A 24,039-nucleotide genomic window follows, 5' to 3' on the forward strand; every position below is an offset into this window, starting at 1 on the left:
CCTTTTAGGATCTGACTTTTAGGATCTGGCCGCAGAGTGCCCCGGGTGGCCAAGGGAAAGCAAGCTGGTTAACGCAAACCATTTGCGTTAAGCTGACAACAAGTCTATCTCTTGCTTAACGCTAATTTTTAGCTTTAAGCGAGCCCCCCATGCCCCCCATCGCCCCCCGATCCGCCCGCGCCCTGGCCCCCTTCGCCATAACCCTGATAACGTTCGTCGGGGCGGCTTCGGCCCCCTCGCCGCTTTATGGCCTCTATCAAAAGGCCTGGGGATTCTCCTCGCTGACTTTGACGGCGATCTTCGCCGTTTATGCCGGGGCCCTGTTGCTCACCTTGCTGATAACCGGCTCGCTCTCCGACCATCTGGGCCGCCGTCCGGTCATCTTGTCGGCCATTGTCCTTGAGATCATCGCCATGGCGCTTTTTTCCCGGGCCGAGGGCGTTTCCTGGTTGATCGCCGCGCGTCTGACCCAGGGAGTGGCGACCGGCTTGGCGACCGCCGCCCTGGGCGCGGCGCTGATCGATATCGAGCGCACACGCGGCACGCTGACCAATACGGTCGGTTCCCTGGCCGGCATGGCGATCGGCGCCCTGGCGACGGCGACGCTGATCCAGCTCGCGCCGACGGCCGGCGACCTCGTCTTTCCGATCTTGATGGCGATTTTCATCGGAGAGGGGCTGTGGATCGCCGCCCAAAGCGAGCCGGCCACCCCACGCCCGGGCGCCTGGGCCTCGCTGAAGCCCTCGGTCGGCCTGCCGCGGGCGGCTCGGCGGACCTTTTTGCTGGTCGCCCCGATCGACATCGCCATCTGGGCCTTGGGTGGCTTCTATCTGTCGCTCGGCCCGGCCCTGGCCCGCGGCATCGCCACCACCCCCCTGCCGATCCTCGGCGGTCTGGCCATCTTCGCCCTAGCGATGACCGGGGCCGGGGCGATTGTCGTGTTCAACTCCCTCTCCCCCCATCGCCAGATCGTTCTTGGCGCGGCCAGCATGGCGGGCGGGGTGGCGCTCACCCTGCTGGCCGCCCATGGCGGCGGTCTGGCCCTGTTCTTTGGCGGGACGGTCCTGGCCGGGATTGGCTTTGGCGTGGGCTTCCAAGGAGCGGTGCGCTCGGTGATGCCGCTGGCCGGGGCGGGCGAGCGCGCCGGTCTGCTCGCGGCCCTCTACATCCTCAGCTATGCCTCCAACAGCCTGCCGGCCCTGGCGGCGGGCGGATTGGTCGGCTCCTTCGGCTTGGCGCGAGTCGGCGATGTCTATGGCGGGCTGGTCGTCGCCCTCAGCCTATTGGCCCTGGCCGGGGCGCTGGTCTTTCCCGCCCGATCCTGTGGGGCGGGCGGGAAAGAAGCGGGGCCGGTCAGCCCAGAAGTTTCGCGCGCAGGATGTCGTTGAGCATGGCCGGATTGGCCTTGCCCTGCGTCGCCTTCATCACCTGACCAACGAACCAGCCCAGCAGCTTTTCCTTGCCGCCGCGCACGTCATCGGCCTTTTCGGGATTGGCCGCGATCACCGCGTCGACCGCCGCCTCGATGGCGCTGGTATCGGTGACCTGACGCAGGCCCTTGTCCTCGACGATGGCATCGGGGTCCTCGCCGGTCTCCATCATGATCTCGAAGACATCCTTGGCGATGCGGCCGTTGATCACCTCGTCCTTGAGCAGATCAAGCAGCTTGCCCAGGTTCTCGGCCGAAACCGGGCTGTCGGCCACGCCCTTGCCGGCCTTGGCCAGGGCGCCGAACAGGTTATTGATCACCCAATTGGCCGCGGTCTTGCCATCGCGCCCCTCGGCCACCTTTTCAAAGAAGGCGGCGTTCTCGCGATCGACGACCAGCACGCTGGCGTCATAGGGGGTCAGCCCGAAATCGGCGATGAAGCGGTTCTTCTTGTCGTCGGGCAGTTCGGGCAGGCTGCGGCGCACCTTCTCGACGAAGGCGTCGTCGAATTCCAGGGGCAGCAGGTCGGGATCGGGGAAATAGCGATAGTCGTGGGCGTGCTCCTTGGAGCGCATCGACCGCGTTTCGCCCTTGGCCGGATCGAACAGGCGGGTTTCCTGGCGAACCTCGCCGCCGCTCTCCCACACCTCGACCTGCCGATGGGCCTCGGCCTCGATCGCCTGCATGACGAAGCGCACCGAATTGACGTTCTTGATCTCGCAGCGGGTGCGCAGATCGGTGGTGCCGATGGGCCGCACCGACACATTGACGTCGGCGCGCATGGAGCCTTCCTCCATGTTGCCGTCGCAAGTTCCCAGATAGCGCATGATCGAGCGCAGCTTGCGCAAGTAGGCGCCGGCCTCCTCGGGCTCGCGCATGTCGGGCTTGGAGACGATCTCCATCAGCGCCACGCCCGAGCGGTTGAGGTCGATCAGGCTTTTGGTCGGATGCTGGTCGTGCATCGACTTGCCGGCATCCTGTTCCAGATGCAGGCGTTCGATGCCGACTTCGCGCGACGAGCCGTCGGGCATGTCGAGCACCACCTTGCCCTCGCCAACGATCGGCTGTTCGTACTGGCTGATCTGATAGCCCTGGGGCAGGTCGGCATAGAAGTAGTTCTTGCGCGCGAAGATCGACCGCTTGTTGATCTTGGCCCGCAGGCCCAGACCGGTGCGCACCGCCTGTTCAACGCACAGGCCATTGATCACCGGCAACATGCCCGGCATCGCCGCGTCGACCAGCGACACTTGGCTATTGGCCGGGGCGCCGAAGCGGGTGGACGAGCCCGAGAACAGCTTGGACTGGCTGACGACCTGGGCATGGACTTCCAGACCGACAACCACTTCCCAGGTCGCGGTTTCCCCTTTGATGAGATAGGTCATCAGATCTGCCCTTCCAAAGCGCCGGTCAGGAACGCTGGCTTCTGGGTGAAGGCGCTGGCCCGTTCCAGGGCCAGACCGGCGTTGAGCACGGTTTCCTCGTCGAAATAGCGTCCAACCAGCTGCAGGCCCAAAGGCAGGCCGCGCGACGACAGGCCGACGGGCACCGACAGTCCCGGCAGACCGGCCAGCGAGGTCGGCACGGTGAACACGTCGTTGAGATACATGGTGATCGGATCGTCGATCGTTTCGTTCAGGCCGAAGGCGGCGCTCGGCGTCGTCGGCGTCAACAGCACGTCGACCGTCTCGAAGGCGGTCTTGAAGTCCTGGGCGATCAGGGCGCGGACCTTCTGCGCCTTCAGGTAATAGGCGTCGTAATAGCCCGCCGACAGGGCATAGGTGCCGATCAGCACGCGGCGGCGCACCTCTTCGCCAAAGCCGGCCGCCCGCGTCTTGCAATACATCTCGTCAAGCGTCTCGCCCGGCACCCGCAGGCCATAGCGCACGCCGTCATAGCGCGCGAGGTTCGACGAGGCTTCGGCCGGGGCGACGATGTAATAGGTCGCCAGGGCGTATTTGGTATGGGGCAGATCGACCTCGACCAGCGTGGCGCCGGCGTCCTTCAGCATCTCGGCGCCGCGATCCCACAGGGCGGCGATCTCGGGATCAAGGCCTTCGGGCCGGTACTGGCGGGGCAGGCCAACGCGCAAGCCGCGGATATCGCCGCTTAGCACCGCCTCGAAATTCGGCACCTCGACCGGGGCGCTGGTGCCGTCCATCGGATCATGGCCGGCCATGGCCTTGAGCATGATCGCCGCGTCGCGGACCGTGCGGGTCATCGGCCCGGCCTGATCGAGCGAACTGGCGAAGGCCACCACGCCCCAGCGCGAGCAGCGCCCATAGGTCGGCTTCAGGCCGACAAGGCCGCAGAAGGCGGCGGGCTGGCGGATTGACCCGCCCGTATCGGTGCCGGTGGCGGCCATCGCCAAGCGCCCGGCGACGGCGGCGGCCGAACCGCCCGACGACCCGCCGGGAACCAGTTGCTCGTCGTCATCGGTGCGCGTCCACGGATTGATCACCGGGCCGCTGGCGCTGGTCTTGTTCGACGAGCCCATGGCGAATTCATCGAGATTGGTCTTGCCCAGCATCACCGCGCCGGCCTTGGCCAGATTGGCGCTGACCGTGCTTTCGTAAGGCGGGACGAAGCCATCGAGGATCTTCGATCCGGCGGTGGTGCGCACGCCTTCGGTGCAGAACAGATCCTTGATGCCGATGGGAATGCCTTCCATCGGCCCGGCCTTGCCGGCGCGCAGGCGCTCGCCGCTGCGTTCGGCCTGCATGCGGGCCAGATCGGGGGTTTCGGTGATGAAGGCGTTGAGCCCCCGTCCGGCCTCCATCCGCGCCAAATGGGCGTTGGTCAGCTCAAGCGGGGTGAACGCGCCCTTGGCCATGGCATCGCGGGCCTCGGCGATGGTCAGATCGGTCAGGGTGGTCGCATTGGTCATGACGGGGCTCACTCCACCACCTTGGGCACCAGGAAACAGCCGTCCTGGCTTTCGGGAGCATTGGCCAGCACGCGATCGGCATAGCCGCCGTCGGTAACGGCGTCTTCACGCCAAGCCAAAGCCAGATCGGCGACGCTGGTCATCGCGGCGACGCCCGAGGTATCGACCTCGGCCAGTTGTTCGATCCAGTCGAGGATGCCCGAAAGCTCCCCGGCCAGGGCTTCCATCCGGTCCTCTTCGATATCGAGTCGGGCCAAGGTGGCGATTTTGGCAACGGTGGTCTTATCCAACGCCATGGGGTATGGATCTCCAGAAATCCTGTCGCGGGGCTAGGAAGAAAGCCCCACACGGCGGGCACAAAGTCGCTGAACTCCCGCACGGGGGCAAAATCGGGCCCACCGCGGGGCCGGACGGCGCCGCGCTTGGTTCAGTCCCATCTTTAGCGGCGCCCCGGAAGGACCGCAATGCCCATCTGTTCTTTGCAAACCTTTGCCGACGCCCTGCCCCCCGGTCGCCCGGTGCTCGGGCTTGACCTGGGCACCCGCACCATCGGCGTCGCCACCAGCGATGTCCGCCTGACCCTGGCCACGCCGATCATCACCATCAAGCGCCGCAAGTTCACCTTGGATGTCCAGGAGTTGTTCGCCCTTGCCGATGGGCGGGCGGCGGCCGGGCTGGTGCTTGGCCTGCCCGTCGAGATGGACGGCAGCGAGGGACCGCGCTGTCAGGCGACCCGCGCCTTCGCCCGCAATCTGCTGGCCTTGCGCGATCTGCCGGTGCTGCTGTGGGATGAAAGGCTGTCGACCGCCGCCGTCAACCGCTTCCTGGTCGGCGAAGCCGATATGACCCGGGCACGGCGCGCCGAGGTCGTCGACCGGGCGGCGGCGGCCTATATCCTGCAAGGCGCCCTCGACGCCCTGGATCGTCAGCGCCCCGAACAGGCGTTTTAGCCCACAATGCGGACCGACGACTCCTCCTCCTCGGCGCCCCTATCCTCGGCGGCTCCGTCGGCGAGCCTGCCGACCTTAGGCAGGGCGCGGGCCGCGGCGTCGCCCGCCAGCACGGCGTACAGCACCGAATCGCGCCAGACGCCATCCACCCGCATGGTATGGCGCGACACCCCTTCGCGCCGCATGCCAACCCGTTCCATCACCCGCCACGAGGCGCGGTTATCCACGTCGGCGCTGGCCCAGATGCGTTCCAGGTCCAACAGGCGAAAGCCGAAATCAAGCAGCCCGCGCACCGCCTCGGTGGCCAGCCCCTGTCCGCGCGCCGCCGGATGCAGAACATAGCCGACATCGCCCTGGCGATTTTCCTCGTCGCGCAAACCAAGCCGCACGGCGCCGACCGGCGCCCCACCGCCCCGGCATTGCACCACGAAATGCCAATCGCCCAGGCCATCGGGTTGCCCCTCGCGCACCCTTTGGGCAACGAAATCGGCGGCGCGTTCGGGATTGGCCAAAGGAATGGGCAGGAAGCGGATGAAATCGGGCGCGGTGGCATAGGCGATGATGGCCGCCGCGTCCGAGAATCGGAACGGCCTCAAAACAAGACGATCCGTGGTCAAAATCATACCGATCCCCAAGGGCAATCAGGGCGAGAGACAAGTGAACCACGATCCCTCTTCGTGCGAAAGGCTCTCGCGTTTCGGCATTTACGGGGGGACACAGCCCTTCCATTACATTATATTAATGCTTAACGGTGGCTCGATACTCCCCTTCCCGCCTTTCAGGCTCGACTTTCAGATGTGGCTTTCACGGCCCTCATCCTTATTTCCTATTCCTTTTGGACCGCAACGGCCATGAGCACGGCGCTTTTCCATCATCATTCGACCCTGCAAGACCAGTTGGTGGCGATCCATGCCGCCTTGCGCGCGTCGCTTCCCGACATCGACCGTATCGCCGTCGCCATCTACGACACCAAGACCGACGCCTTGCATACCTTCATCCATTCCAGCGACGGGCGTCACCCCCTCGACAGCTACGCCACCACCCTGACCGGCGTTCCCTCGCTCGCCGCCCTGGCGACCAGTGGTCGAATCCGCGTTCTGAATGATCTTTCCCCGCTTGCTCTGACCGGCGCCCATCACACCCAAGTGATCGCCAAGGCCTATCGATCAAGTTTGACCGTCCCTTTTTATAAGGGGAAGGCCCTCAGCGGGTTTCTCTTCTTCAATTCCCAACAGCCCGATTATTTCACGTCGCGGCGCATCGATACCTTGGCCCTGGCCGCCGAAATGATCTGCTCGCGGGTCATCGACACGGTCATTTCCGTTGAAATGCTGACCAGCACCATTCAAATCGCCAAGGATATCAGCCATTTCCGCGACGAGGAAACCGGCGCCCACCTCGACCGCGTCGCCAATTACGCCCGGCTGATCGCCGAGACCATGGGCAAGGAGCCAAGCGCCCTGCCGCCGGGACGCCACCCGGTTCTTGACGACGAATTCGCCCAGATGATCTTCCTGTTCGCCCCGCTTCACGATATCGGCAAGGTGGCCATTCCCGATCACGTTCTGCTCAAGCCCGGCCCGCTGACCCCCGAGGAACGGACGATCATGCGGACCCATTCCGACAAGGGACTGGCAATCTGCCGACGCATTCTTGAAAACGTCGATTTCATCTCGGGCACCCAGGCCGCCATGCTCTGTGACATCGTTCACGCCCACCACGAAGCCTGGGATGGCAGCGGCTATCCGCGCGGATTATCCGGGGCCGATATCCCGCTTGCCGCCGCCATCGTCACCGTCGCCGATGTCTTCGACGCGCTGACCAGCGCCCGCCCCTATAAGAAGCCCTGGTCGACGGAAGACGCCTTCGCTTATCTCCAGGAGAAATCAGGCCAGTTGTTCAACCCGGCCTGCGTTCGCGCCTTTCTCGCCCACCGGGACGACGTCCTGGCCATTCGGGCGCGCTTCCGCGACGAGGTCATCCCCGAAGCCTTCCAAACGCCCCAAACACCCCAATCGAAAGCCGATAAGGTATAGGCGCGATGACGCGGACGGCAGGCGCCGCTCATCTTGGCAGACGCTCTCGGGTGCTTTCAGTCCGCCCATAGCCATCGCGGTCGGCGCGCTCTTCGGCCCCGAAATGGCGAAGCGCTTCGCCCTTGCGCCGCGAACGGGCGAGGACAATGATCCAGGCGCCCCCGCTGGCCAGCATGACAATCATCAGGGTCGGCACCACCGGGGCCCACCAATAAATCTCGTTGCCGGTGTTTTGAGTATTGACGAAGGCCCCCAGGGCGATGGCGGCGAACACCAAAAGGGTGCTGGCGATCCATAGCGTAAAAAGGGCGATCCGCCATTTCCCCCTGGCCTTCCGACTCATCTCGGTTTTGCTCATGGGCGCGTCCATCGGCGTCCTCCTCGCTCACCCCGGCCCCAGGCGACGACGGCACCGTAGCCAAGCCTGGAGCTGGGATATTTTCAGAAAATGCGAATAACCCGATAACGTCACAGAAACGCCATCAGTTCCTAAACATCCCCTTGCCCAAGCCGGTTTAACGGCGCCAGGAGAAGGAATGGTTGAAACGCTGGGGGCCATAGCGCCCGTTTTCCTGATTATTTTGGTCGGATTTTTGTTGCGCCGTTGGAAAGTCCTTTCCGATGGTTTCTGGCTACCGGCCGAGAAGCTCACCTACTTCATCACCTTCCCCGCCCTGCTCGCCGCCAATCTGGCTGGCGCCGATCTTCGCGGCGTCGCCTGGGCGCCGGTGGCGGCGGTATCGGTGGGGGGGATCTTTCTCATCGCCGCCCTGATGCTGGCAGCGAGATCCTTGCTGGCGCGCCGCCTCGCCATCGGCGACCCGGCCTTCACCAGCGTGTTCCAGGGGGCGATCCGGCCCAATACCTATATCGGGCTGGCTTTGGCGACGGTGCTGTTCGGGCCCTTCGGCGTAACCCTGATGGCCTTGTGCATCGCCATCGTCGTCCCGCTGGTCAATGTGCTGGCCGTCGCCTGCATGGTCCGCTTCGGTCACGGTCAATCGGCCAGCCTGTCGGCCATGGCGCGGGGCATCGCCACCAATCCGCTGATTCTCGCCTGCCTTGTCGGTATCGCCATGAACATCGGCGGCCTTGGCCTGCCGCCGGTTCTCGGTCCGGCCCTGACCATCCTGGGCAGTGCCGCCCTGCCGATCGGATTGCTGGCGGTCGGGGCCGGCTTATCCGGGGTCGGCCTGCGCCGCGCCGCCCCGGCCCTGCTGGTCTCCTCGGCCGCCAAGCTCGTCCTTCTGCCCGGGCTGACCTTGATCGGCGCCCTCGCTTTGGGGATGGACGCCCCGACTACGGCGCTTTGCGTGCTTTACGCCGCCTTGCCCTGCTCGCAATCCTCTTATGTGCTGGCCCGGCAGATGGGCGGTGACGCGACCTTGATGGCGACCGCGATCACCGTCCAAACCCTGCTGTCGGGACTGTCCATCCCGGTGTTCGTGCTGGCCCTGGTTTAAGGCTAATCGTCGTCGAACCAGCCGCGTTCGGCGTTGCGGTGACAGGCCGGACAGGCGGTAATCGACCGGACGCCCCGGGCGGACAGGCGCTCGGGCGTCACCCGGCGATGCTCGTGGAGGAAGGCCGGATTAAGGGTCAGGCGCAGCGGCGTTCCCGCCGGATCGACCCAGCTCAGGAATTCGGCGGCAAGGCCCCGTCGCCCGCCCGGCGCATCGGCGGCCCCGGCTTCCAAGGTCGCGGTGATCGCCGCCCGATCGCCTTGGGCAAGGCTGGCGTCCTGACCGAAATGATTGGCCAGACCGGCCATCATCGCCCGCCACGACCGGGCGGGCAGGAAGCCGGGCGCGAAGGCCATATGGCATTCGCCGCATTCGCGCAAGGTTAAGGGATCGCTGACCGGGGCGATGAAATCATCCCCCGCTCGCGCCGTCGCGGTCCATCCCAAGCCCAGGCCGATCGCCGCCAGGGTAAGAAAAAGCCGGTGGGTCATGAGGATCTCCCCTATCTCTCGATCAAAAAGCGGGCGTAATCGCCCTGTTCCAGGGCGGTGCAAGCGCGGCCGAGAACGGCCTTGCAGTCGCGGGTGAAGCGCTTGTCGACCTTGGCGATATCGCCGAAGCGCTCGGGATTGGCCGAAACCGCCACCGGCTCGATGGCCCGGCCGCTTTTGACATGACGGCCCGCCGCCCGGGGATCGACGCCATGGCAGGCGGCGCAAGACGTCAGCTCGGGGTCATTGGTCGAAAGCGCGCGATAGAGGGCTTCGCCGCGCCGGCTATCAAAGCCGGCAAAGGCCCCCTCCGCCGCCCGCGCCCGCTCGGCAAGCACGGCCAGAACCGCGTCTTGGGGCGGGCCGGCCCAGGCGGGCCGGCTTGCCGCCAGACCCGATGCCAAACCCGTCGCCAGCGCGGCGGCCAGACACAGCCCGGGCAGCACCCGGCTACCCCCGCCCATCGGCCGGCGCCGCGCCTTGCGACCGGCCAGCGGACCGGCGAAGACCGCCACCACCAGCACGACATGGGCGAAAACCACCCAGGGCGTGACCTCGCCCAGGATTTCGTGAACGCCCTTGAACGCCTTGGACCAATCGGCGCCGACGCCGCTTAGGCCGGCAAGGCCCAGAACCAGCAGCAGCCCGGCAGTCATCCAGGGCAGCAACGGCCGCAGGCTCGCCCTGACGCCGGGGCGGCCCTGGGCAGACAGGCGAGCGGGGCGGCGCAAAGCGAAGGCGCCCGAGCCGGCCAGGGCGGCGATCAGCCGGCCAAGGATCAGCACGACGAACAGATAGCCGGCCGCCTGATGCATCCGGTAAGTATCCTCATCGGCGGTGAGATAGGCCACCACCCCCGATCCCAGAAGGGCGGCATGCCACAGCCGCCACAGCCCGCGCCCGCTCATCGCCGACCCCCGACGACGCTGTCGTCGCCCCCCCAGGCCCAGTCGTCGTCGTCATCGTCACTGCCATCGTGGTCATCGTGATCGTGGTCGCGGTGATGATGGGCATCGTCATGGCGACCGCTCCGCGTCGCCACCCCGGGGATGGGAAGGGGAGCGGCGCCATAGCCGGTCGTCTGACCGGCGGCCGGGGCGGCAGTGGGGCCGGGGGTGGCATCGGGGCCGGCGGCGGCCGTCCAACTCCAGGCGGTGGCGCCCAGGGTGACGACGGCGATGGCGGCCACGCCTTGCAACAGCATCTTGGTGATCATGATCGCTCTCTCTCCAAGGAACGGGGGCTTGAGGGCACACCCTGCCCCATCGCCCATGAACCGGGCATGAGCACGCCGTTCATCGAGCGTTCATCGGCCGGGCTTTAAGGTGGCGACCATGGTTCCCGCCCCTCGCCTTTGCCGGTCGCTGCGCCCGGCCCTTCTCGCCCTTGCCCTGACGCAAGGCGCCGCGACCCTGCTCGCCCTTCCGGCGGCGGCGGATGGCGGTGACGGCTACCGCCATAGCCAAAAGCGCGAGGATGACGACGACCACGATCGCGACCATGGCCACGACCATGACCGCGCCCGCGACGCGCTGATGCAGGGCGAGGCCCTGCCTTTGAGCGTCATCCTCGATCGGGCGGCGGCCCTGGTCGACGGGCGCTTCCTTGAGGCCGAACTGGAAAGCGGGCACGATGGTCTGGTCTATGAGATCACCCTTGTCAGCGCCGGCGGGCGGGTCACCCGCCTGGATTTCGACGCCGCCACCGGCGATCTGATCGCGCGCCGCGACGGAAAGGATTAGCCCTTGCGCGTGCTGTTGGTGGAAGACGAGCCAACCCTGGCCCTGACCCTGCGCCGCGTTCTTGAACGGGCGGGATTCGCCGTCGATCTGGCCGATGATGGCGAGGAGGCTTTGTTCCTTGGGGAAACCGAACCCTTCGACGCCGTGGTCCTTGATCTTGGATTGCCCCGGCTTGACGGCATCGGCGTGCTGCGGCGCTGGCGCGCCGCCGGCATCGGCGTGCCGGTGCTGATCTTGACGGCGCGCGGCGGCTGGCCGGAAAAGGTCGCCGGCTTCGAGGCCGGGGCCGATGACTACGTGACCAAACCCTTCGAGATGGAGGAGGTGGTCTTGCGCCTGAAGGCGCTGATCCGCCGGGCGGCGGGCCATCCCTCGACCGAACTGGTGGCCGGACCCTTGCGCCTGGATACCACTTCGGGGCGGGGCAGCGTCGAAGGCCGGCCGCTTGATCTGACCGCCCAGGAATACAAGATCCTGACCTATCTGCTGCTGCGCCAGGGGCAGACGGTAAGCCGCAGCGACATCGTCGACCACGTCTATGATCGCGACTCCGATCGCGATTCCAACGTCATTGATGTGCTGGTCGGCCGCCTGCGCCGCAAGCTTGGCGCGCCGCTGATCCACACCGTGCGCGGTCTCGGCTATCGGCTGGAAGCCGAAAGCGCCCCCCCCGATCAAGGGGCGCTCCGCTGAGACCGCCGCGCTCGCTGCGCCGCCGCCTGCTGGTCGCGGGCGGCTTGTGGTTGGCCGGCGCCCTGGCGGCGACCTATCTGGTCATTTCCTATGCGGTGGCCGAAACCCTGGAGCGCGGCTTTGACGAGACCCTGGCCGCCCTGGTCGATACCCTGACGGCGGCGGCCGAGATCACCGACGACGGTACCCTGGTTCTTCTGCGCGATCCCGGCGATCCGCGGTTCACCCGCGCCTATTCGGGATGGTACTGGCAAATGACCTGGGGCGATCAGGTGGTGCGCTCGCGCTCGCTTTGGGATCAGACCCTGGTGCGCGGCGAACACGCCAGCGACGCCATCCATATCCACCGGGAACGCGATCCGCGTGGCCGCCCGCTCGAGGTGGTCGAGCGCGATATCTTTCCGCCCCGCCCCGCCGCCGGCACCCCGCCGCCATCCCTGCCGGCGCAGCCGGTTCATGTGATGGTGGCGGGCGATCGCACCGGCATCGAGGGTGAAATCGCCCGCCTGCAAGGGCTGTTGGCGCTGTGTCTGGCCGGGCTTGGCGGTGGGTTGCTGGCGGCGACCTTCGCCCAGGTCTCCTATGGCCTGCGCCCTTTGGACCGCCTGCGGGCGGCCTTGCACCGGGCCCGCGACGATCCGTCGCTACGCCTGGAGGAGACCCAGCCCGGCGAACTGGCGCCGCTGGCCCAGGCGCTCAACGCCCTGCTCGACCACAACGCCTCGCTGATCGACCGGGCGCGCGCCCATGTCGGCAATCTGGCCCATGGCCTGAAAACGCCGCTCGCGGTATTGCGCAGCGCCGCCGATGACGGCCCCACCGTCGAGGCCGACATGGTGCGCGCCCAGACCGCGACCATGGGCCGGCTGGTCGAACGCCACCTGGCCCGCGCCCGCGCCAGCGTCGGCCAGACCGCCATCTTCAGCGCTCGCGCGCCGATCCTCGCCGCCGCCCGCCGCGTTGGCGCCACCATGGCCCTGATCCATTGCCGGCCGCTCGACATCACCATCGACGGCGCCGAGGACGCGGCCTTTCCCGGCGCCGGCGACGACCTGCTCGAGATCCTTGGCAATCTGATGGACAACGCCTGCAAATGGGCCAAGGCCCGGGTCGCCGTCCATGCCGGGCGCGAGGCCGGGCGGATCATCCTGACGGTTGAAGACGACGGTCCCGGCTTGGCCGAGGACGAGGCGCGGACCGCGCCGCGCCGGGGCGCCCGCCTCGACGACAGCCTGCCCGGCCATGGCCTGGGGCTTGATATCGTCGCCGATCTCGCCGCCCTCCATGGCGCGACGCTGACGCTTGACCGCTCGCGGCTGGGCGGCCTGCGGGCGACGCTGCGTCTGCCGCCGGCCGGCTGGGGGGACAAGCCCGCCGACCCCAGGGACAAGGGGCGGTCGCGCCCGGCGGAATAAGGCGTCCAGCCAAGCCTTTTCCCGGAAAAAAGCAACCAATGCATGGTCCTTGCCGTTTCTTTCTCATCAGACAGTCGGCATTCGCAGACAGTCGGAGGATCAGACGATGACCGTGTTTTCCGCGATGTCAAAAAGAGCCCTTGGATCGGCCGCCCTTGTTACGGCGCTCCTTGGCGTTCCGTCGCTTGGACTTATGACGACCCCGGCCCAGGCCGCGCCCTCGCTCGCCGCCGTCGCACCCGCTCCCCGGGTCGCCACGCCGCTGGTGACCTTCTCGTTTGACCGGACGGAGGCCGACCCGCTGGCCGGCGCCGACCGCTGCGATGGCGTGCTTTACAAGGTGGCGACCGGCGCCCCGGTGCCGCTGGACGGCGCGCCTTGCATCGAAACCTATCTGCTGGCGACCGGACAGGCGCAAGACCATCTGAGCACCGACGATCCGACCAATGAATTGTTCTCGGATACCCTGCTTGGCACCACCACCCGCCCCGATCCGGTGGCCTGCGAAAACGTGCTGACCGGGCTGGCGGTGGGACAGGCCCTGCCCGCCACCGTCGCCCCTTGCGTCACGGCCTATATGCTGACGCCGCTCTCGGGGTCGGTCGCCGGGGGCGCCGACCCGCGCAACGGCGGCTGACGCCCGAATCTCCCCCTGTCAAAAGACCTTGGCGACGGCCCCTTGCGGGCCGTCGTTTTGATTGCCCGCGCGCGGGGCCGGCCCTATAGTCCGGGCCATCATGAGCGCGATCTTGTTCCCCGAATACACCCACCGCCATCTGCTCGGAATCGAAGGCCTGGTGCCCGTCGAGGTCACCGCCCTGCTCGACCGCGCCGAGATCTACGCCAACCGCAATCGCTCGGCCAACAAGGTCAGCGACGAGATGCGGGGGCGCACGGTCATCAACCTGTTCTTCGAAAATTCGACGCGCACCCGCACCAGCTTCGAACTGGCGGCGCGGCGCCTGGGCGCCGATGTCATCAACATGCAGGTGGGCTCGAGCAGTGTCGCCAAGGGGGAAACCCTGATCGACACCGCCGTCACCCTCAACGCCATGCATCCCGATGTGCTGGTGGTCCGCCATGCCGAGTCGGGCGCGGCGGCCCTGCTCGCCCAAAAGGTCAATTGCGCGGTCATCAACGCCGGCGACGGCGCCCACGAGCATCCGACCCAGGCCCTGCTCGACGCCCTGACCATCCGCCGGCGCAAGGGCCGGCTGGGCGGGCTGGACGTGGCGATCTGCGGCGATGTTCTGCATTCGCGGGTGGCGCGGTCCAACATCCACTTGCTGACCCTGATGGGGGCGCGGGTGCGCGTTGTCGGACCACGGCCGCTGATCCCCTCGGGCATCGGCGAATTGGGCGTCGATATCTTCCATGACATGCGCGAAGGCCTGCGCGGCGTTGATATCGTGATGATGCTGCGCATCCAGATGGAGCGCATGCAGGGCAACTTCATTCCCAGCGTGCGCGAATACTTCCGCTATTTCGGCCTCGACCGCGAGAAACTGGCCCTGGCCAAGCCCGATGCCCTGATCATGCATCCGGGACCGATGAATCGCGGGGTCGAGATCGATTCCGACGTGGCCGATGATTTCGAACGCAGCGTGATCCGGGAGCAGGTGGAAATGGGCGTCGCGGTGCGCATGGCGGTTCTCGAGGTGCTGTCGGGCAACCTCGCCTCGATGGAGACCGCATAATGTCGCTGCGTTCCCCCGGTCGCGTCGCCTATGTCAACGCCCGCCTGCTCGATCCGGCCAGCGGCCTGGATCAAACGGGCGCCCTGCTGGCCGATGGCGAGCATATCGTCGAAGTCCACCCCGGCGCCTTCACCGCCCCCGAGGACGCCGAGATCATCGACTGCCAGGGGGCCTGTCTCGCCCCCGGGCTGGTCGACATGCGCGTTCAGCTGCGCGAGCCGGGCGAGGAACATAAGGAAAGCATGCGCAGCGCCGGTCAGGCGGCGGTGGCCGGCGGCATCACCTCGATGGTCTGCCTGCCCAACACCAATCCGCCGATGGACGACGAGGCGACCTTGGAATTCGTCGCCCGCCGCGCCCGTCTGGCCGGATTGGCCAAGGTCTATTGCTATGGCGCCTGCACCAAGGGCCTGCGCGGCGAGGATCTGGCCGAGCTTGGCATCATGGCCGAAGCCGGGGCCCTGGCCTTCACCGATGGCGTCAAGGCGATCGCCAACGCCCAGATGATGCGCCGGGTGCTGGCCTATGCCGCCACCTTCGACCTGCTGGTGATGCAGCATCCCGAAGAGCCGACCCTGGCCGGCGGCGTGATGAACGCCGGCGATCTGGCGACGCGCATGGGATTGTCGGGCATTCCGCGCGAAGCCGAGATCATTTTGCTCGAACGCGATCTGCGGCTGGTCGCCATGACCGGCGGACGCTACCACGCCGCCCATATCAGCACCGGCGAAAGCGTCGCGCTGATCCGCCGGGCCAAGGACCAGGGCCTGCGCGTCAGTTGCGATACGGCGCCGTTCTATTTCGCCCTCAACGAGCTGGCCGTCGGCGATTACCGGACCTTCGCCAAGCTGTCGCCGCCGTTGCGCGGCGAAAGCGACCGCCGCGCCATCATCGAGGGATTGAAGGACGGGGTGATCGACGCCATCGCCTCCGATCACTCGCCCCAGGACCAGGACACCAAGCGCCTGCCCTTCGCCCAGGCGGCCTTCGGCGCCGTCGGCCTGGAAACCCTGCTGTCGATCTCGCTCGAACTCCACCACAACGGCCATCTGTCGTTGCTCGAGGTGCTCAAGCGCCTGACCGTCGCCCCGGCCGGCCTGCTTGGCCTGGATGCCGGACGCCTGCGCCCGGGTGGCAAGGCCGACCTGCTGGTGTTCGATCCCTATCGCGCCGGCAAGGTCGACGCCACCCGCTTCCTGTCGAAATCCAAAAACTCCCCCTTCGACGACCGCCCGGTGCAGGGTCGCGTTCTGCGTACCGTCGTCGATGGCCGCACGGTGTTCCCCGCCAATGGCTGATCTTTCAACGCTGATGCCCGCCCTGGTTCTTGGGGTTTGCGCGCTGGCCGGCTACCTGCTGGGCTCGGTGCCCTTCGGGCTGGTGCTGGTGCGTCTGGCCGGCCTGGGCGACGTGCGCGGCATTGGATCGGGTAATATCGGCGCGACCAACGTGCTGCGTACCGGCCGCAAGGATCTGGCCCTGGCCACCTTGGTGCTTGATAGCGGCAAGGGGGCGATCGCCGCCCTGGTCGCCAGCGCCCTGGCCTCGCGCATCGCCGGCTTCGAAGACGCCGTCCTCGCCGGGTTGCTGGCCGGCGGCATGGCGGTGGTCGGCCATAACTTTCCCATCTGGCTGGGCTTCAAGGGCGGCAAGGGGGTGGCCACCACCCTGGGCACCCTGCTGGCCACCGCTTGGCCGGTCGGTCTGGCCGCCTGCGCCACTTGGCTGGTGGTGGCGGCGCTCTTCCGCTATTCGTCGCTGGCCGCCCTGGTCTGTCTGGCCCTGGCCCCGGCCTATGCCCTGGTCCTGGCCACCCCGGCCCATGCGGCGGTGTTCGCCCTGCTCGCCCTGCTGGCCTGGATCCGCCACCGCGCCAATATCGCCCGCCTGCTCAAGGGCGAGGAAAGCCGCATCGGCGCCAAGAAGAAGGCCGCTCCCTGACCCTGCGGGGGTCCGCCATTGCCCTCTTCGTTTACTCCCCCTCACACTGCCGACGGGCGGATCCGGCGCGACGCCCCCCTTATAAGGAAAGATGCCATGGCCCATCCCACGCTCGTCATTGGCAACCGCAATTACTCCTCGTGGTCGATGCGGCCGTGGTTCGCCCTGAAGGTCGCCGGGATCGCCTTTGACGAGGTGGTCATTCCGCTCTACGAACCCGGCTCGAAGGAAAAAATGGCGGCGGCCTCGCCCACCGGTAAGGTGCCCTGCCTGATCGACGATGGCCTGACCATCTGGGATTCGCTGGCGATCCTGGACTATCTCGCCGAACGCTTCCCCGAAGCCCACCTGTGGCCCGCCGAGCGCGCCGCCCGTGCCCGGGCGCGGGCCGTCAGCGCCGAGATGCATTCGGGCTTCCAGGCCCTGCGTCAGGCCCTGATCATGAACGTCCGCAAGACCTTTCCGCCCCAACCGCTATCCCCCGAGGTCGAAGCCGATGTCGCCCGCATCGAGGCGCTGTGGGCCGAGTGTCGGCGCGACTTCGGCCAACAGGGGCCCTTCCTGTTTGGCGCCTTCTCGATCGCCGATGCCATGTATGCCCCGGTGGTCACCCGTCTGCGCACCTATGGGGTGGCGGTCGGCCCCGAGACCAGGGCCTATATGGACGCCATCCTCGCCCTGCCGGCGATGGCCGAATGGGACGCCCTGGCCAAGGCCGAGCCCTGGGTGATCGAACGCTATGAACCCGCCGCCCCGACCGCCTGACCATGGCCCCCGCCGCCCGGCCGCTCACCGCCTCGGAAAAGCTTGACCGCCTGCGCCTGCTGCGCACGGAAAACGTTGGCCCGATCACTTGGCGACGGCTGATGGCCCGCTATGGCAGCGCCGCCAGCGCCCTTGACGCCCTGCCCGATCTGGCGCGGCGCGGCGGCGGGGCCAAACCCTTGCGCATCTGCCCGCTGGCGGCGGCCAAGCGGGAAATGGACACCCTGGCCGGCCTTGATGCCACGATGGTTTTTCTGGACGAGGCGGATTATCCCCCGGCCCTGGCGGCGATCGAAGACGCCCCGCCGATGTTTTGCCTGCGCGGCGCCCTGGGGCTGCTTGGCAAGCCGATGGTCGCCATCGTCGGCGCCCGCAACGCATCGGCCAATGGTCAGCGTCTGGCCGAACGTCTGGCCGCCGACCTTGGCCGTTCGGGTCTGGTGGTGGTGTCGGGCATGGCGCGCGGCGTCGATTCGGCGGCCCATGTCGGAGCCTTGGAAAGCGGCACCCTCGCCGTGGTCGCCGGCGGCGTCGATGTGGTCTATCCGCCCGAGAACGACGGGCTGTATCGCCGGCTGATCACCGAGGGCGCGGTGATTTCCGAAACGGCGCCGGGCGAACAACCCCAGGCCCGCCACTTCCCCCGGCGCAACCGCATCGTTTCGGGGCTGTCGCTGGGCGTGATCGTCGTTGAAGGGGCGCCGCGCTCGGGCTCGCTGATCACGGCGCGACTCGCCGCCGATCAGGGCCGCGAGGTGATGGCCGTTCCCGGTTCGCCCCTTGATTCGCGCGCCCAGGGGCCCAACGGCCTGATCAAGAACGGCGCCGCCCTGATCGAAGACGCCGCCGATGTGCTGCGCATCCTCAGCCCGCTGATCGCCCGGCCGATGGCCGAGGATAAGCCGCAAAACTACGCCTCGGCCCCGCCCAGCCCCATCGCCGACTCCACCATCGACGCCGCCCGGCCCCGGGTGATCGAAGCCCTGGGCATGTCGCCGGTCGGCGTCGACGAGGTCATCCGGCTCTGCACCCTGCCGCCGGCGGTGGTGGCGGTGGTTCTTCTCGAGCTTGAACTGGCCGGACGCCTGGACCGACTGGTCGGCAACCGCGTCTGCCTGATCGCCTGAGCAAAGCGGCCGGACGATCGGCGGGGACCGGGGAAGCGCCAAAGGCCCGCGCCATACCTATATGCTATAGCTGTGTGGCAAGGAAGGAGCCCGACCATGCTTGCGATTCGACTGCCCGCCGAATTGGAAACGCGCCTGGAGGCCCTGGCGCGCGCCACCGGCCGAACAAAAACATTCTATGTCCGCGAGGCCATCACCGCCCATCTCGAAGACCTCGAGGATTTCTATCTCGCCGACCAGCGTCTGGCCGATCTGCGGGCGGGCGCAACCCAGACCGTGGCGCTTGAAGACGTCCTGAAACGCTATGACCTGGAAGATTGAGTTTGATCCCTCGGCACTGCGCGAACTGGACAAACTCGACCCGCAGATCGCCGCGCGCGTTCTTCGGTTTCTCCGTGACCGGGTCGCCGTTCTGGAGAACCCGCGCAGCCTCGGAGAGGCTCTGAAAGGCCCCCGGCTCGGCGCGTTCTGGAAATATCGCGTGAGCGATTACCGGATCATCGCGCACATAGAAGACGACACCCTGCGCATCCTGGTTCTCCGCATCGGAAACCGTCGCGAAGTTTACCGATAGCCGGGGACAGGAGGGTACCCTTAACGCGGCGTGATCTAAGCGGCCCGGTCGATGATCCGGGAAAGCCATTTCGACAAGCTAAGCCCTTCACGCGCGGCGACCATCGCCGCTTTTCTGTGCAATTCGGGAGATGTTCTTAGCAGAATACGGCCATTGAACGGCTTATCGGGCTCTTCTCCCCGTTCCTGGCAGTAGGTGAGATAGTCGTCAACGCTATCGTGAAAAGCCTGCACAAGATCATCGGCCGAAGAGGCCGCGAAATGGACGACATCCTTGATCCCGTCGATCGTGCCAGAAAACAGCTTGTCTTCTTCATCGAAGTCGATAGCGCTGGATGTATACCCCTTGTACTTCATGGAAAGACCCTCTTTATTTTTGACATAAACGCACCCGCTTCCGTTACGCCAAACTCACCCTTCTTCGACAATACCGGCGGCGACAAGAAATCGACGAACCGACCGCAGGGCCCCTTTCTCGGTACATGGCCTGGGGTGGGGGCGATGAAAAACAGCCCTGATTCCATTCAAAGAGACAGCAACCCGACTACCTTCTCGGCTATCGTCGACAGTTCCACCCAGAGCCAGGAACAACCGCTCGATATCCATCCAAACGATCGTTGAAGAAGCGGGATTCTTAAATATCGCAGAAAGCGTCTTCAGGTGAGCGGAATTGAGATCACCTTTTGATTTCATTGCGATAAACCCCGCTTTTTTTATCTATCGAACATCGCTTTCTATTTTCCAAGCACGCCACCAAGGTTACGAGACCCATCATAATATGATATCGCTTTGTGATAGCGCCATCAAGAAGCGGGCGGTCGCTGTCATCCGGGCTTGAGCGAACTTCATGGAAGTGTCACACCTGCCCGGTCGTCCGTAGCCTTTAGATCGGCCCCGTCGCGGCAGGGCCGCGCGCCCGCCGCTTCCCCCGCCACCGTCAACGGAATGGGTCCCATGCGTAGCCTCTTGATCGCCATCGCCGCCGTATTCGGTCTGGGCCTTGCCAGCGCCCAGGCCCAGTCGCCAGCGCCCGCCGCGACGACCAAGACCGATCTCATGCTCTATACCTCGCAGCCCCAGGACATGCTGAACGCGATGATCAGCGTGTTCAACCGCAGCCATCCCGAGATCACCGTGCATTTCTTCCGCTCGGGCACCACCGAGGTGATGAACAAGCTGGAAGCCGAATATGCCGCCGGCGCCCCCCAGCCCGACCTGCTGCTGGTGGCCAATGCCCTTGATCTCAGCCAGATGAAGGCCAAGGACCGGCTGCTTGCCTATCCCGAGGCGCCGACCGCCGGCTATGACCCGGCTATTCACGATCCCGACCACCGCTATTTCGCCACCAAGCGCATCACCACCGGCATCGCCTATAACACCAAGCTGGTTCAGGACCCGCCCAAAAGCTGGAAGGATCTGCTTGATCGGCGTTTCAAGGGTCAGGTGATCATGCCCAGCCCGCTCTATTCGGGCGCCGCCGCCCTTCATGTCGGCACGATGACCGCCAGCCCGGCCTTCGGCTGGGCCTATTACGAAGCCCTGGCCGAGAATGGCGCCCTGGCCGGGCGCGGCAATGGCTCGGTGATGGAGGCGGTGGCCAGCGGCCAGAGCGCGGTCGGCATCATCGTCGATTTCATGGCGCTCAATGCCAAGGCCAAGGGGTCACCCGTCGATTTCGTTTTCCCAAGCGATGGCGTCAGCGTCATCACCGAACCGGTGGCCATCCTCAAGACCGCCCGCAATCCGGCCGGGGCCAAGGTTTTCATCGATTGGCTGCTGTCGGCCGAGGGGCAGGCCTTCGCCGCCGAACAGGGCTATCTTCCCGCCTTGCCGGGCGTGGCCGCGCCCAAGACCTTCCCCGCCGGCTTCGTCGATCCGCTGTTGATCTCGGTCGATCCCGAAATCCTGATCAAGGACGACGAGCAGACCAAGCGAACCTTCTCCGATCTGTTTGGTGGCTGAGTCTCACGCCCCGGAATGATTGTACCGCGCGCCTTGTCCCGTCGCCTGCCCTCGCGCCTGACCAGTGAGTCCCTGCTTCTGGGCGGCGCCACGCTTTATGTGGCGGTGTTCTGCCTGCTGCCGCTGCTGCGCCTGCTGGCCGAACCGCTGGCCGCCGACACCGGCGGCGGCTGGCAGATGGTCGTCCGGGTGCTCGGCGCCCGGGCGACGACCACCGCCTTTTGGAATACCCTGGAGGCCGGGCTGGCCTCGACACTGCTGGCCGTCGTCGTCGGCGGCGGGCTGGCGATCGTCGTCGGCCTGACCACGGTACGGGCGCGCGGGCTTTTGACCTTCATCTGCCTGATCCCGCTGCTCATCCCCGCCCAGATCGCCGCCCTGGCCTGGCTGGAGCTGGCCGGCCCCAACAGCCCGCTGTTGCGCCTGATCGGCCTGGGCGTTGCCACCGGCCAGCGCAACCCGCTTTATTCGGCCGGCGGGGTGATCTGGCTGCTTGGCCTGGAACACGCGCCGATGGTTTTTCTGGCGGCGCGGGCCGGCTTGCGCGCCCTGCCCAATGATCTGGTGGAAGCCGCCCGCATGGCCGGAGCCAGGGGCCCGCGCATTGTTCTGACCATCGTTCTGCCGCTGCTGCGCCCGGCGCTGCTGGCCGGGGCGGCCCTGGCCTTCGTCTCGGCGATCGGCAATTTCGGCGTTTCGGCCCTGCTGGGCATTCCCGGCCGCTTCCCGATGCTGACCACCCTGATCTATCGCCGCCTCAACGGCTTTGGCCCCGATGTGCTGGCCGAGGTCGCCGTGCTGGCGATGATTCTGGCCGGACTGGCCGGCGCCGGGCTGCTGCTGCAGGCCTGGGCCTGGGGTCGGCAGAACCGCCATGCCGCCCGCGACACCGCCGCCCTCGCCCCCCTGCCGCTCGGCCGCTGGCGGCTGCTGGTCGAAGGCGGGCTGTGGCTTTTCCTCGGGCTGACCGCGCTGATGCCGCTGGCCGCCCTGACCGGCGCCGCCCTGGCCCCCGCCCTGGGCGTGGCCACCACCTGGGACAGCGCCACCCTCGATCATTTCCGGGCGGTCTTCGCCAATCCGGTGATGCTGCGCGCCCTGACCAACAGCTTCACCCTGGCCACGGTGGCCGGGGGAGTGGGGTTGGTGGTCGCCGCGCCGCTGGCCTATTTCATCGTCACCCGCCGCGCGCCCCTGGCCCGGGCGCTCAATTACATCGCCGATATGCCCTATGCGCTGCCCGGCATCATTTTGTCGATAAGCTGCATCCTTTTATACCTCAAGCCGCTGCCCGGCCTGGGGATCGGCCTTTACAACAGTTTCTGGATCCTGCTGGTCGCCTATCTCGGCCGTTTCCTGGCGCTGTCGCTGCGCCCGGCGATGGCCGGGGTCGCCCAGATCGATCCGGCCCTGGAAGAGGCGGCGCGGGTCGCCGGCGCCGGACCGATGGCGCGGTTCTTCGCCATCGTCTTGCCTTTGGCGGCGCCGGCGGCGGCGGCCGGCGGCCTGCTGGTCTTCCTCGCCGCCTTCAACGAATTGACCGTCTCGGCGCTTTTGTGGTCGGCGGGTCATGAGACCCTGGGGGTGATGGTGTTCTCGCTGACCGACGAAGGCAATTCCAACGCGGCGGCGGCGGTTTCGGTGATCGCCGTTCTGGCGACCCTGGCCGTCGCCCTGGCCGCTACCGTGTTCGCCCGGGCGGCCCGCCTGCCCAAGGGAGTTCTGCCATGGCAAGACTAAGCCTTGACGGCGTAAGCCGCCAGTTCGGCGCCCGCACCGCCGTCGACCGCGTGTCGCTGACCCTGGAGCCCGGGACCTTCCTGGCGTTGCTTGGGCCTTCGGGTTGCGGGAAAACCACCCTGCTGCGCCTGATTGCCGGCTTCGACCGCCCCGATGGCGGCACCATCACCCTGGGCGATGGCATTGTCGCCAGCGACACCGCCTTCGTGCCGCCCGAGCGCCGGGGGGTGGGCATGGTCTTCCAGTCCTATGCCCTGTGGCCGCATATGACGGTCGCCGAGAATGTCGCCTATGCCCTGAAGATCCGGGGCGTCGCCCGGGCCGAACGAGCCAGGATCGTTCAGCGCTGCCTGGATCAGGTCGGCCTGGGGACCTTGGGGGGGCGCCTGCCCGCCGCCCTGTCGGGGGGCCAGCGCCAAAGGGTGGCCTTGGCCCGCTGTCTGGCGATGAACCCGGCGATCTTGCTGCTTGATGAACCGCTGGCCAATCTCGATGCCCATCTGCGCGAAAGCATGCAGCGCGAATTCCGCGCCTTCCATGCCAAGACCGGGGCGACCATGGTCTATGTCACCCATGATCAGGCCGAAGCGCTGTCGCTGGCCGATAAGGTGGCGGTTATGGACGGCGGCGTTCTTCAGCAGGTCGCCACCCCGGCCGAGCTCTATCGCCGCCCGGCCACCGATATGGTCGCCCGCTTCGTCGGCCGCGGCATGGTGCTGCCCGCCCACCTCGGGCGGGCGACCGCCGGCGGCGGCGCGGTGGCGGCGACGCTGTTCGGTCAGGCGATCAGCGTCGACTCCCCGGCCCATCCGGCCGGACCGGCCCGCCTCTGCCTGCGCTCGGAGGACCTGAGCCTGACCGGGCCAGATACCCCCGAAGGTCTGGGCTGTACGGTCTGCGACACCGTGTTCCACGGCGATCATTTCGCCCTCGACGTGCGCCCCCAGGCCGCCCCGGAAACGGTCTTGCGGGTCAGGCTCACCCAGGCGCCGCCGCCCCAGGGCAGCCCGGTTACCCTGCGCATCGGTGGCGGGTGGATCCTGCCGCTTGCCAATGGTGGCTGTTGACGAACCCGGTGGCGGATGCCAATTGTCTTCATCCGTTGCTCCGGTTCGCCCCGCGAGCGCTTCG

28 protein-coding genes are annotated in these 24,039 nt (G+C 66.8%); 18 read left to right on the forward strand and 10 right to left on the reverse strand.

The window, feature by feature from the left end:
• The first annotated feature begins 149 nt into the window (after window positions 1-149).
• The gene (locus RRU_RS16375) at window positions 150-1,388 is read left to right on the forward strand and encodes an MFS transporter (RefSeq protein ID WP_011390922.1); all 1,239 of its coding nucleotides are present in this window, start codon (window positions 150-152) and stop codon (window positions 1,386-1,388) included.
• On the opposite strand, the gene gatB is transcribed toward RRU_RS16375, so the two are convergent.
• From gatB to gatC, 3 genes are read right to left on the reverse strand one after another with little or no spacing between them, the layout of a single operon-like run.
• Window positions 1,354-2,811 (reverse strand): Asp-tRNA(Asn)/Glu-tRNA(Gln) amidotransferase subunit GatB, encoded by a 1,458-nt coding sequence (gene gatB / locus RRU_RS16380; RefSeq protein WP_011390923.1) that lies wholly within the window; start codon window positions 2,809-2,811, stop codon window positions 1,354-1,356. The genes RRU_RS16375 and gatB overlap by 35 nt on opposite strands.
• Entirely contained in the window at window positions 2,811-4,313 is a 1,503-nt protein-coding gene (gene gatA, locus RRU_RS16385) for an Asp-tRNA(Asn)/Glu-tRNA(Gln) amidotransferase subunit GatA (protein ID WP_011390924.1), read from the reverse strand. The genes gatB and gatA overlap by 1 nt, the downstream gene beginning before the upstream one ends.
• 8 nt (window positions 4,314-4,321) lie before the next feature.
• On the reverse strand, window positions 4,322-4,609 hold the full coding sequence (gene gatC, locus RRU_RS16390) for an Asp-tRNA(Asn)/Glu-tRNA(Gln) amidotransferase subunit GatC (protein ID WP_011390925.1): 288 nt from the start codon (window positions 4,607-4,609) through the stop codon (window positions 4,322-4,324).
• 168 nt (window positions 4,610-4,777) lie between these two features.
• Here gatC and ruvX point away from each other — a divergent pair, with 168 nt between their 5' ends.
• Window positions 4,778-5,263, forward strand: a complete 486-nt coding sequence (gene ruvX, locus RRU_RS16395) for a Holliday junction resolvase RuvX (protein ID WP_011390926.1) — start codon at window positions 4,778-4,780, stop codon at window positions 5,261-5,263.
• Here ruvX and RRU_RS16400 read toward each other — a convergent pair.
• The gene (locus RRU_RS16400; protein WP_011390927.1) at window positions 5,260-5,886 is read right to left on the reverse strand and encodes a GNAT family N-acetyltransferase; all 627 of its coding nucleotides are present in this window, start codon (window positions 5,884-5,886) and stop codon (window positions 5,260-5,262) included. The two genes, ruvX and RRU_RS16400, sit on opposite strands and share 4 nt — an antisense overlap.
• A gap of 228 nt (window positions 5,887-6,114) precedes the next feature.
• On the opposite strand from RRU_RS16400, the gene RRU_RS16405 reads away from it, so the two are divergent.
• Entirely contained in the window at window positions 6,115-7,299 is a 1,185-nt protein-coding gene (locus RRU_RS16405; RefSeq protein WP_011390928.1) for an HD-GYP domain-containing protein, read from the forward strand.
• 28 nt (window positions 7,300-7,327) lie between these two features.
• On the opposite strand, the gene RRU_RS16410 is transcribed toward RRU_RS16405, so the two are convergent.
• Entirely contained in the window at window positions 7,328-7,657 is a 330-nt protein-coding gene (locus RRU_RS16410) for a hypothetical protein (RefSeq protein ID WP_237703784.1), read from the reverse strand.
• A gap of 178 nt (window positions 7,658-7,835) precedes the next feature.
• On the opposite strand from RRU_RS16410, the gene RRU_RS16415 reads away from it, so the two are divergent.
• Window positions 7,836-8,762 (forward strand): AEC family transporter, encoded by a 927-nt coding sequence (locus tag RRU_RS16415; RefSeq protein WP_011390930.1) that lies wholly within the window; start codon window positions 7,836-7,838, stop codon window positions 8,760-8,762.
• A 2-nt stretch (window positions 8,763-8,764) separates the two neighbouring features.
• Here the strand turns inward: RRU_RS16415 and RRU_RS16420 are convergent, their stop codons facing one another.
• Genes RRU_RS16420 through RRU_RS16430 form a run of 3 tightly spaced genes read right to left on the reverse strand, consistent with a single transcriptional unit; the run spans window position 8,765 to window position 10,469 of the window.
• Window positions 8,765-9,253 carry a cytochrome c gene (locus tag RRU_RS16420; RefSeq protein WP_011390931.1) on the reverse strand — a complete coding sequence of 163 codons (489 nt, stop codon included), beginning with the start codon at window positions 9,251-9,253 and terminating at the stop codon, window positions 8,765-8,767.
• A gap of 11 nt (window positions 9,254-9,264) precedes the next feature.
• Window positions 9,265-10,161, reverse strand: coding sequence for a DUF1924 domain-containing protein (locus RRU_RS16425; RefSeq protein ID WP_011390932.1), 897 nt, complete (start codon window positions 10,159-10,161; stop codon window positions 9,265-9,267).
• Complete coding sequence (locus RRU_RS16430) at window positions 10,158-10,469, reverse strand: hypothetical protein (RefSeq protein ID WP_011390933.1); 312 nt, start codon at window positions 10,467-10,469, stop codon at window positions 10,158-10,160. The genes RRU_RS16425 and RRU_RS16430 overlap by 4 nt, the downstream gene beginning before the upstream one ends.
• A gap of 118 nt (window positions 10,470-10,587) precedes the next feature.
• On the opposite strand from RRU_RS16430, the gene RRU_RS16435 reads away from it, so the two are divergent.
• From RRU_RS16435 to RRU_RS16485, 11 genes are all read left to right on the forward strand, one after another.
• A complete protein-coding gene (locus RRU_RS16435; RefSeq protein WP_011390934.1) occupies window positions 10,588-10,995 on the forward strand; it encodes a PepSY domain-containing protein in 408 nt (135 codons plus the stop codon).
• A gap of 3 nt (window positions 10,996-10,998) precedes the next feature.
• A complete protein-coding gene (locus RRU_RS16440) occupies window positions 10,999-11,688 on the forward strand; it encodes a response regulator transcription factor (protein ID WP_011390935.1) in 690 nt (229 codons plus the stop codon).
• A gap of 50 nt (window positions 11,689-11,738) precedes the next feature.
• Window positions 11,739-13,103: a sensor histidine kinase gene (locus RRU_RS16445; protein ID WP_014626530.1), complete on the forward strand. Its 1,365-nt coding sequence runs from the start codon at window positions 11,739-11,741 to the stop codon at window positions 13,101-13,103.
• A gap of 106 nt (window positions 13,104-13,209) precedes the next feature.
• Window positions 13,210-13,740: a hypothetical protein gene (locus tag RRU_RS16450; RefSeq protein ID WP_011390937.1), complete on the forward strand. Its 531-nt coding sequence runs from the start codon at window positions 13,210-13,212 to the stop codon at window positions 13,738-13,740.
• Between the two features lie 100 nt (window positions 13,741-13,840).
• Entirely contained in the window at window positions 13,841-14,800 is a 960-nt protein-coding gene (locus tag RRU_RS16455) for an aspartate carbamoyltransferase catalytic subunit (RefSeq protein WP_011390938.1), read from the forward strand.
• Entirely contained in the window at window positions 14,800-16,098 is a 1,299-nt protein-coding gene (gene pyrC, locus RRU_RS16460) for a dihydroorotase (RefSeq protein WP_011390939.1), read from the forward strand. Before RRU_RS16455 ends, pyrC begins: the two co-directional genes overlap by 1 nt.
• Window positions 16,091-16,741: a glycerol-3-phosphate 1-O-acyltransferase PlsY gene (gene plsY / locus RRU_RS16465; protein ID WP_011390940.1), complete on the forward strand. Its 651-nt coding sequence runs from the start codon at window positions 16,091-16,093 to the stop codon at window positions 16,739-16,741. The genes pyrC and plsY overlap by 8 nt, the downstream gene beginning before the upstream one ends.
• A gap of 96 nt (window positions 16,742-16,837) precedes the next feature.
• Complete coding sequence (locus tag RRU_RS16470) at window positions 16,838-17,506, forward strand: glutathione S-transferase family protein (protein WP_011390941.1); 669 nt, start codon at window positions 16,838-16,840, stop codon at window positions 17,504-17,506.
• Window positions 17,507-17,508: 2 nt separating this feature from the next.
• Window positions 17,509-18,633, forward strand: a complete 1,125-nt coding sequence (gene dprA / locus RRU_RS16475; RefSeq protein WP_011390942.1) for a DNA-processing protein DprA — start codon at window positions 17,509-17,511, stop codon at window positions 18,631-18,633.
• Between the two features lie 96 nt (window positions 18,634-18,729).
• On the forward strand, window positions 18,730-18,954 hold the full coding sequence (gene relB, locus RRU_RS16480) for a type II toxin-antitoxin system RelB family antitoxin (protein ID WP_011390943.1): 225 nt from the start codon (window positions 18,730-18,732) through the stop codon (window positions 18,952-18,954).
• Window positions 18,938-19,207, forward strand: a complete 270-nt coding sequence (locus RRU_RS16485) for a type II toxin-antitoxin system RelE family toxin (RefSeq protein WP_011390944.1) — start codon at window positions 18,938-18,940, stop codon at window positions 19,205-19,207. Before relB ends, RRU_RS16485 begins: the two co-directional genes overlap by 17 nt.
• Before the next feature lie 35 nt (window positions 19,208-19,242).
• Here the strand turns inward: RRU_RS16485 and RRU_RS16490 are convergent, their stop codons facing one another.
• Window positions 19,243-19,563 (reverse strand): type II toxin-antitoxin system HicB family antitoxin, encoded by a 321-nt coding sequence (locus RRU_RS16490; protein ID WP_011390945.1) that lies wholly within the window; start codon window positions 19,561-19,563, stop codon window positions 19,243-19,245.
• 54 nt (window positions 19,564-19,617) lie between these two features.
• Window positions 19,618-19,899: a type II toxin-antitoxin system HicA family toxin gene (locus RRU_RS16495; protein ID WP_011390946.1), complete on the reverse strand. Its 282-nt coding sequence runs from the start codon at window positions 19,897-19,899 to the stop codon at window positions 19,618-19,620.
• Between the two features lie 261 nt (window positions 19,900-20,160).
• On the opposite strand from RRU_RS16495, the gene RRU_RS16500 reads away from it, so the two are divergent.
• Genes RRU_RS16500 through RRU_RS16510 form a run of 3 tightly spaced genes read left to right on the forward strand, consistent with a single transcriptional unit; the run spans window position 20,161 to window position 23,975 of the window.
• Window positions 20,161-21,168 (forward strand): ABC transporter substrate-binding protein, encoded by a 1,008-nt coding sequence (locus RRU_RS16500; RefSeq protein ID WP_014626531.1) that lies wholly within the window; start codon window positions 20,161-20,163, stop codon window positions 21,166-21,168.
• 15 nt (window positions 21,169-21,183) lie between these two features.
• Complete coding sequence (locus tag RRU_RS16505) at window positions 21,184-22,908, forward strand: ABC transporter permease (RefSeq protein ID WP_011390948.1); 1,725 nt, start codon at window positions 21,184-21,186, stop codon at window positions 22,906-22,908.
• Entirely contained in the window at window positions 22,896-23,975 is a 1,080-nt protein-coding gene (locus tag RRU_RS16510) for an ABC transporter ATP-binding protein (protein WP_011390949.1), read from the forward strand. The genes RRU_RS16505 and RRU_RS16510 overlap by 13 nt, the downstream gene beginning before the upstream one ends.
• The last annotated feature ends 64 nt before the right edge of the window (window positions 23,976-24,039 follow it).

Source organism: Rhodospirillum rubrum ATCC 11170 (assembly GCF_000013085.1).
Taxonomy (GTDB): domain Bacteria; phylum Pseudomonadota; class Alphaproteobacteria; order Rhodospirillales; family Rhodospirillaceae; genus Rhodospirillum; species Rhodospirillum rubrum.